The sequence below is a fragment of the Streptomyces hirsutus genome, from assembly GCF_001418415.1.
Classification (GTDB): Bacteria; Actinomycetota; Actinomycetes; order Streptomycetales; family Streptomycetaceae; genus Streptomyces; species Streptomyces hirsutus.
In genome coordinates this window covers 198-7,928 of record NZ_LIQT01000475.1, presented here as the reverse complement: position 1 = coordinate 7,928, position 7,731 = coordinate 198, and the positions used below count along the sequence as shown (strand labels likewise).

Genomic DNA, 7,731 nt, shown 5'->3' with positions numbered 1-7,731 from the left:
ACCACCGGGTTCGTCGTGCAGAACGAGTCGGCGGTCGAGCCGCTGCTCGCCCTGTTGCGGCAGCAGGGGCGGGCTGTGCCGGAGGACGTCTCGGTGGTCTCCGTCTGCCCCGAACAGGTCGCCGTCCAGGCCTCGGTGCGGCTGACCTCGGTCGCCATTCCCGCGCAGGAGATGGGCCGGTACGCCGTGGAGCACCTGGGCGACGGCGGGACGGGGCGGGACCGAGGCGGCGCGGGTCACGCGCGGGAGGGCGCCGGACCCGAACTCGCCCGGACCGTCAGCTCGGGAGCGATCAGGACGACCTCGTCCCCGTCCCGCCCGTCGAGCTTGGCGACCAGGTGCTCCACGGCGTACCGGCCCATCTCCTGCGCGGGAATGGCGACCGAGGTCAGCCGCACCGAGGCCTGGACGGCGACCTGTTCGGGGCAGACGGCGACCACCGAGACGTCCTCCGGCACAGCCCGCCCCTGCTGCCGCAACAGGGCGAGCAGCGGCTCGACCGCCGACTCGTTCTGCACGACGAACCCGGTGGTGCCCGGACGCTCGTCCAGGATCCGGGCGAGTGTCAGGGCCATCGCGTCGTACCCGCCCTCGCACGGCCGGTGCAGCAGCCGCACGCCCGCCTCCCTTGCCCCGGAGCGCAGTCCGTCCAGGGTGCGTTCGGCGAAACCGGTGTGCCGTTCGTACACGGCGGGGGCCTCGCCGATGACGGCGATGTCGCGGTGCCCCAGCTTCGCCAGATGCTCCACGCAGAGCGCACCGGTGGCCCGGAAGTCGAGGTCGACGCAGGTCAGGCCGGAAGTGTCGGCGGGCAGTCCGATCAGCACCGCCGGCTGGTCGGCGCGTACGCCCGGCCGCGTTCCACCGGGGGTGTCCCCGCCGCGCAGCAACGGCAGCCGCTCGTCCTCGAGCTCGACGTCCATCAGGATCATCCCGTCGGCGAGTCCGCTGCCCGCGACGCGGCGCACCGCGTCGGGGCCCTCCTCGCCGGTGAGCAGTAGGACGTCGTACCCGTGGGCGCGGGCCGTGGTGGCCACGGCGATGGCGATCTCCATCATCACGGGCACGTACATGTCCGTCCGCAGCGGGACCATCAGCGCGATGATGTTCGATCTGCTGCTGGCCAGGGCGCGGGCCCCGGCGTTCGGGTGGTACCCGAGCTCGCGGATGCTCTCCTCGACCCGCTGCCGGGTGTTCGTGGAGATGGACCTCTTGCCGCTGAGGACATAACTCACCGTGCTCGCCGAGACTCCGGCGTGCTGGGCGACCTCGGCGAGGGTGACCATCCAGCTCTCCAATTGTTGCGAAGCGCTTCGACGGTGCGCCAGGGTGATGGGACGGATGAGGGCGGTTCGATCGGTGGCTCGACCCTAATACCAGCACGGGTACGTGTCCATACAGCTGTCGAAGCGCTTCGACGAAAGGGGGCGTCAAAGTGTCCGTCACTTCGTGGACGGGGTGCGAGCCGGACCCCGTGACACCCAGATTGCCACGAACGTGCCGCCGTCACTCCCACGGGGTCCGGCCGGGCCGGGAGACCGTGGCGGGTCGGCCGAACGGGTGCACGAAGGGTGGCGAGGTCGCTACGAATCGGGTACATACGTACGGGTAGCACCAGTCGGTAACGTAAACCCCCAAGATCACATGAAACGATCCTCGGGGCCGGTGCCGAGACGAACCCCCAACATTCCGCATACCCTCCTACAAGCGGCGAGGTGAGCCTCATGTCCGCAACACCCGAGTCTCCGTCCCGATCCACCGTCACCGAACGTGAGGCCCGCCAGGTCGCGGAGGCCGCCCGGGAGCAGGACTGGCGCAAGCCCAGCTTCGCCAAGGAACTGTTCCTCGGCCGCTTCCGGCTCGACCTCATCCACCCCCACCCCCTCCCGGCCGGCGAGGACGCCGAGCGCGGCGAGGAGTTCCTGGCCAAGCTCCGCGACTTCTGCGAGACGCGGATCGACGGAGCCCTGATCGACCGCGAGGCGCGCATCCCCGACGAGGTGGTTACCGGCCTCAAGGAAATCGGCGCCTTCGGCATGAAGATCGACACCAAGTACGGCGGCCTCGGCCTGACGCAGGTCTACTACAACAAGGCCCTCGCCCTGGTCGGCTCCGCCAGCCCCGCGATCGGCGCCCTGCTCTCCGCCCACCAGTCGATCGGCGTCCCGCAGCCGCTGAAGATGTTCGGCACCCAGGAGCAGAAGGACACCTTCCTGCCGCGCTGCGCCCGCACCGACATCTCGGCCTTCCTGCTCACCGAGCCCGACGTCGGCTCCGACCCGGCACGGCTCGCCACCACCGCCGTCCCGGACGGCGACGCTTATGTCCTCGACGGCGTGAAGCTGTGGACGACCAACGGCGTGGTCGCCGACCTCCTCGTCGTCATGGCCCGCGTGCCGAAGTCCGAGGGCCACCGGGGCGGCATCACCGCGTTCGTCGTGGAGGCGGACTCCGAGGGCATCACCGTCGAGAACCGCAACGCCTTCATGGGCCTGCGCGGCCTGGAGAACGGCGTCACCCGCTTCCACCGCGTCCGGGTCCCCGCCGCCCACCGCATCGGCGAGGAGGGGCAGGGCCTGAAGATCGCGCTCACCACGCTGAACACCGGACGGCTGTCCCTGCCCGCGATGTGCGTCGGCGCCGGGAAATGGTGCCTGAAGATCGCCCGTGAATGGTCGGCGGCCCGCGAGCAGTGGGGCAAACCGGTGGCGCTGCACGAAGCGGTCGGCTCGAAGATCGCGTTCATCGCGGCGACCACCTTCGCCCTGGAGGCCGTACTCGACCTGTCCTCGCAGATGGCCGACGAGAACCGCAACGACATCCGCATCGAGGCCGCGCTCGCCAAGCTGTACGGCTCGGAGATGGCCTGGCTGATGGCCGACGAACTGGTCCAGATCCGCGGCGGACGCGGCTTCGAGACCGCCGACTCCCTCCGGGAACGCGGCGAGCGGGCGGTCCCGGCCGAGCAGATCCTGCGCGACCTGCGCATCAACCGCATCTTCGAGGGCTCCACCGAGATCATGCACCTGCTGATCGCGCGGGAGGCCGTCGACGCCCACCTGTCGGTCGCCGGCGACCTCATCGACCCCGAGAAGACCCTGGGCGACAAGGCGAGGGCAGGGGCGAACGCCGGCCTCTTCTACGCGAAGTGGCTGCCCAAGCTCGTCGCGGGGCCCGGACAACTGCCCCGCACTTACGGCGAGTTCAAGCACGGCATCGACCTGTCGCCGCATCTGCGGTACGTCGAGCGCGCGGCCCGCAGGCTCGCCCGCTCCACCTTCTACGCCATGTCCCGCTGGCAGGGCCGGATGGAGACCAAGCAGGGCTTCCTGGGCCGGATCGTCGACATCGGGGCCGAACTGTTCGCGATGAGCGCCGCCTGCGTCCGCGCCGAGCTCCTGCGCACCCGCGGCGAGAACGGGCGCGAGGCCTACCAGCTCGCCGACGCCTTCTGCCGCCAGTCCCGCGTCCGCGTCGAGGAGCTCTTCGACCGGCTGTGGACCAACACAGACGACATCGACCACAAGGTCGTCAAGGGTGTGCTCTCCGGCACGTACACCTGGCTGGAGCAGGGCATCGTCGACCCCTCGGGCGACGGCCCCTGGATCGCGGACGCCGCGCCCGGCCCGAGCACCCGCAAGAACCGGCACCGGCCGATCCGCTGAGGCGGCCGGCCGCGGGCCACCGCGGCCGGCCGAGGCGGGTGACGCCGGGAAGGAGCCGGGAGGAAGAAGGGAAGGAACAGGGCCGGAGCGGGGCGGACCCGGTGACGCAGCCCCGGCGCGGACCACGACGCACGAGCTGCCGGGGCGGGGCCCCGGCAGTCCCCGCGACCGGACACAATGGAGTCCATGACCGACGTTCCAGCTCCGCTCGCCGACCCGCACCTGGTGTACGACCCCGTGGCGGGGGACGGCCCCAAGGACGTGGTGATCCTCGGCTCCACCGGGTCGATCGGCACCCAGGCCATCGATCTCGTACTGCGCAACCCCGACCGCTTCCGCGTCACCGGCCTGTCCGCCAACGGCGGCCGTGTCGCGCTCCTCGCCGAACAGGCCCACCGGCTGCGGGTGCGCACGGTCGCCGTCGCCCGCGAGGACGTCGTCGGCGCGCTGCGCGACGCGCTGGCCGCGCGGTACGGCCCGGGGGAGCCGCTGCCCGAGATCCTGGCCGGAGCGGACGCGGCCACACGGCTCGCCGCCTCCGACTGCCACACCGTCCTCAACGGCATCACCGGCTCCATCGGACTGGCCCCGACCCTCGCCGCCCTGGAGGCGGGCCGCACCCTCGCGCTCGCGAACAAGGAGTCGCTGATCGTCGGCGGCCCGCTGGTCAAGGCACTGGCGAAGCCGGGACAGATCATCCCGGTCGACTCCGAGCACGCCGCGCTGTTCCAGGCGCTGGCCGCCGGAACCCGCGCGGACGTCCGGAAGCTCGTCGTCACCGCGTCCGGCGGCCCCTTCCGCGGCCGTACCAGGGACGAACTGGCGAACGTCACCGTCGAGGACGCCCTGGCCCACCCCACCTGGGCCATGGGCCCGGTGATCACGATCAACTCCGCGACCCTCGTCAACAAGGGCCTCGAAGTCATCGAGGCCCACCTCCTGTACGACATTCCCTTCGATCGCATTGAGGTCGTCGTGCACCCGCAGTCGTATGTCCACTCGATGGTTGAGTTCACGGACGGATCGACACTGGCCCAGGCGACGCCCCCCGACATGCGCGGGCCCATCGCCATCGGCCTCGGCTGGCCCGAAAGGGTCCCCGACGCCGCCCCGGTCTTCGACTGGAGCAAGGCGTCCACCTGGGAGTTCCACCCCCTCGACAACGAGGCCTTCCCCTCGGTGAACCTGGCCCGGCACGTGGGCGGGCTCGCGGGAACCGCCCCGGCGGTGTTCAATGCGGCGAACGAGGAGTGCGTGGAGGCGTTCCGCGCCGGCGCGCTGCCGTTCAACGGGATCATCGATACGGTCATTCGGGTGGTCGAGGAGCACGGCACCCCCCGGCCGGGAACCTCTTTGACGGTCCCGGACGTCCTCGAAGCGGAGACCTGGGCGCGAGCGAGGACCCGGGAACTGACAGCCCGTACGGCGAGCGCGGAGGCGCGTGCATGACGACCCTGATGTTCATCCTCGGCATAGTCGTCTTCGCGGTCGGCCTGCTGGTCTCGATCGCCTGGCACGAGCTGGGCCACCTGTCCACCGCCAAGATGTTCGGCATCCGGGTGCCCCAGTACATGGTCGGCTTCGGCCCGACCATCTGGTCCCGGCACAAGGGCGAGACCGAGTACGGCATCAAGGCGATCCCGTTCGGCGGCTACATCCGCATGATCGGCATGTTCCCGCCCGGCGCGGACGGACGTCTGGAGGCCCGCTCCACCTCACCGTGGCGCGGCATGATCGAGGACGCCCGCTCCGCCGCCTTCGAGGAACTGCAGCCCGGCGACGAGAAGCGCCTGTTCTACACACGGAAACCCTGGAAACGGGTGATCGTGATGTTCGCGGGCCCGTTCATGAACCTGATCCTCGCGGTCGCACTGTTCCTCACCGTGCTGATGGGCTTCGGCGTCCAGCAGCAGACCACCACCGTCAGCTCGGTCTCCCCCTGCGTCATCTCGCAGAGCGAGAACCGCGACACGTGCGAGAAGTCCGACCCCCGGTCCCCGGCCGAGGCGGCCGGGATGAAGGCGGGCGACAGGATCGTCGCGTTCGACGGCGTCCGGACCGACGACTGGGGCACGCTCTCCGACCTCATCCGCGACAGCGCCGGAAAGGCCGTGCCGATCGTCGTCGACCGCGACGGCCAGGAGGTCACCCTCCAGGCGGACATCGCCACCAACCTGGTCGCCAAGAAGGACTCCGACGGGCTCTACGTCGAGGGCGAGTACGTCAAGGCCGGCTTCCTCGGCTTCAGCGCGGCCACCGGCGTCGTCAAGCAGGACTTCGGCGACTCCGTGGTCTGGATGACCGACCGGGTCGGCGACGCGGTCGACTCCCTGGCCGCCCTGCCGTCCAAGGTGCCCGCCCTGTGGGACGCCGCCTTCGGCGACGGCCCGCGCGAGCAGGACTCCCCGATGGGCGTCGTCGGAGCGGCCCGGGTCGGCGGCGAGATCGCCACGCTCGACATCCCGGCCTCGCAGCAGATGGCCATGTTCGTGATGCTGCTCGCGGGCTTCAACCTCTCCCTGTTCCTGTTCAACATGCTCCCGCTGCTGCCCCTCGACGGCGGGCACATCGCGGGCGCCCTGTGGGAGTCGCTGCGCCGCAACCTCGCCAGGGTGCTGCGCCGCCCCGACCCGGGCCCGTTCGACGTGGCGAAACTGATGCCGGTGGCCTATGTGGTGGCCGGTGTCTTCGTCTGCTTCACCCTCCTCGTTCTCGTCGCGGACGTGGTCAACCCGATACGGATCTCGTAAAGCCCGTCCGGTACGCATCCGCCGGACACCTGCCGTTCACGATGGCCTGGAACCCTTTCGTTCCGGGCCATCGCCCTTTGGGTGGGTTTACGACCGGGATGTGCCGGGGCCGATGGCCGTGCCGTAATCTCGGAGCGCGGAGCCCGCTGCTCACCGGGAGCCGGACCTTGATCCACGACTTGGGGTTGCACAGCAGATGACTGCGATTTCTCTCGGCATGCCGTCCGTTCCGACCACGCTGGCTCGGCGCCGTAAGAGCCGGAAGATCCAGGTCGGGTCGGTGGCGGTGGGCGGGGACGCGCCGGTGTCGGTGCAGTCGATGACGACGACGCGGACCTCGGACATCGGGGCGACGCTGCAGCAGATCGCGGAGCTGACGGCGTCGGGCTGTCAGATCGTGCGGGTGGCGTGTCCCACGCAGGACGACGCGGACGCGCTGGCGACGATCGCGCGCAAGTCGCAGATCCCGGTGATCGCCGACATTCACTTCCAGCCGAAGTACGTGTTCGCGGCGATCGAGGCGGGCTGTGCGGCGGTGCGGGTGAACCCGGGCAACATCAAGCAGTTCGACGACAAGGTCAAGGAGATCGCGAAGGCGGCCGGGGAGCACGGCACGCCGATCCGGATCGGGGTGAACGCCGGCTCGCTGGACCGGCGGCTGCTGCGGAAGTACGGGAGGGCGACGCCGGAGGCGCTGGCGGAGTCGGCGCTGTGGGAGGCGTCGCTGTTCGAGGAGCACGGCTTCCGGGACATCAAGATCTCGGTCAAGCACAACGATCCGGTGGTGATGGTGGAGGCCTACCGGCAGCTGGCGGCGCAGTGCGACTATCCGCTGCACCTGGGGGTGACCGAGGCGGGTCCGGCGTTCCAGGGCACGATCAAGTCGGCGGTGGCGTTCGGGGCGCTGCTCTCGCAGGGGATCGGGGACACGATCCGGGTGTCGCTGTCGGCGCCGCCGGTGGAGGAGGTCAAGGTCGGCCTGCAGATCCTGGAGTCGCTGAATCTCAAGCAGCGTGGTCTGGAGATCGTGTCGTGTCCGTCCTGCGGGCGTGCGCAGGTGGATGTGTACAAGCTGGCGGACGAGGTGACGGCCGGTCTGGAGGGGATGGACGTGCCGTTGCGGGTGGCGGTGATGGGCTGTGTGGTGAACGGTCCGGGGGAGGCCCGGGAGGCCGATCTGGGGGTGGCGTCCGGCAACGGCAAGGGGCAGATCTTCGTGAAGGGCGAGGTCATCAAGACCGTGCCGGAGTCGAAGATCGTGGAGACCCTCATCGAGGAGGCCATGAAGATCGCCGAACAGATGGAAGCCGACGGCG

The 7,731-nt window shown here is 70.1% G+C and carries 5 protein-coding genes and 1 pseudogene; 5 read left to right on the top strand and 1 reads right to left on the bottom strand.

Annotated elements, in window-relative coordinates:
• Positions 1-198: pseudogene (locus tag AOK11_RS40915) on the top strand (substrate-binding domain-containing protein); the annotation flags it as partial.
• 38 nt (positions 199-236) lie between these two features.
• Here the strand turns inward: AOK11_RS40915 and AOK11_RS31345 are convergent.
• The gene (locus AOK11_RS31345) at positions 237-1,286 is read right to left on the bottom strand and encodes a LacI family DNA-binding transcriptional regulator (RefSeq protein ID WP_055597075.1); all 1,050 of its coding nucleotides are present in this window, start codon (positions 1,284-1,286) and stop codon (positions 237-239) included.
• A gap of 438 nt (positions 1,287-1,724) precedes the next feature.
• Between AOK11_RS31345 and AOK11_RS31340 the strand changes: the two genes are divergently transcribed.
• The 4 genes from AOK11_RS31340 to ispG form a co-directional block, all read left to right on the top strand.
• Positions 1,725-3,665, top strand: a complete 1,941-nt coding sequence (locus AOK11_RS31340) for an acyl-CoA dehydrogenase family protein (RefSeq protein WP_055597074.1) — start codon at positions 1,725-1,727, stop codon at positions 3,663-3,665.
• Positions 3,666-3,851: 186 nt separating this feature from the next.
• Entirely contained in the window at positions 3,852-5,114 is a 1,263-nt protein-coding gene (gene dxr / locus AOK11_RS31335; protein WP_055597077.1) for a 1-deoxy-D-xylulose-5-phosphate reductoisomerase, read from the top strand.
• Positions 5,115-5,122: 8 nt separating this feature from the next.
• Positions 5,123-6,415: a M50 family metallopeptidase gene (locus AOK11_RS31330; protein ID WP_206188967.1), complete on the top strand. Its 1,293-nt coding sequence runs from the start codon at positions 5,123-5,125 to the stop codon at positions 6,413-6,415.
• Between the two features lie 196 nt (positions 6,416-6,611).
• Positions 6,612-7,731, top strand: a 1,120-nt coding sequence (gene ispG / locus AOK11_RS31325) for a flavodoxin-dependent (E)-4-hydroxy-3-methylbut-2-enyl-diphosphate synthase (protein WP_055597076.1), incomplete at its 3' end; no start/stop codon positions are given.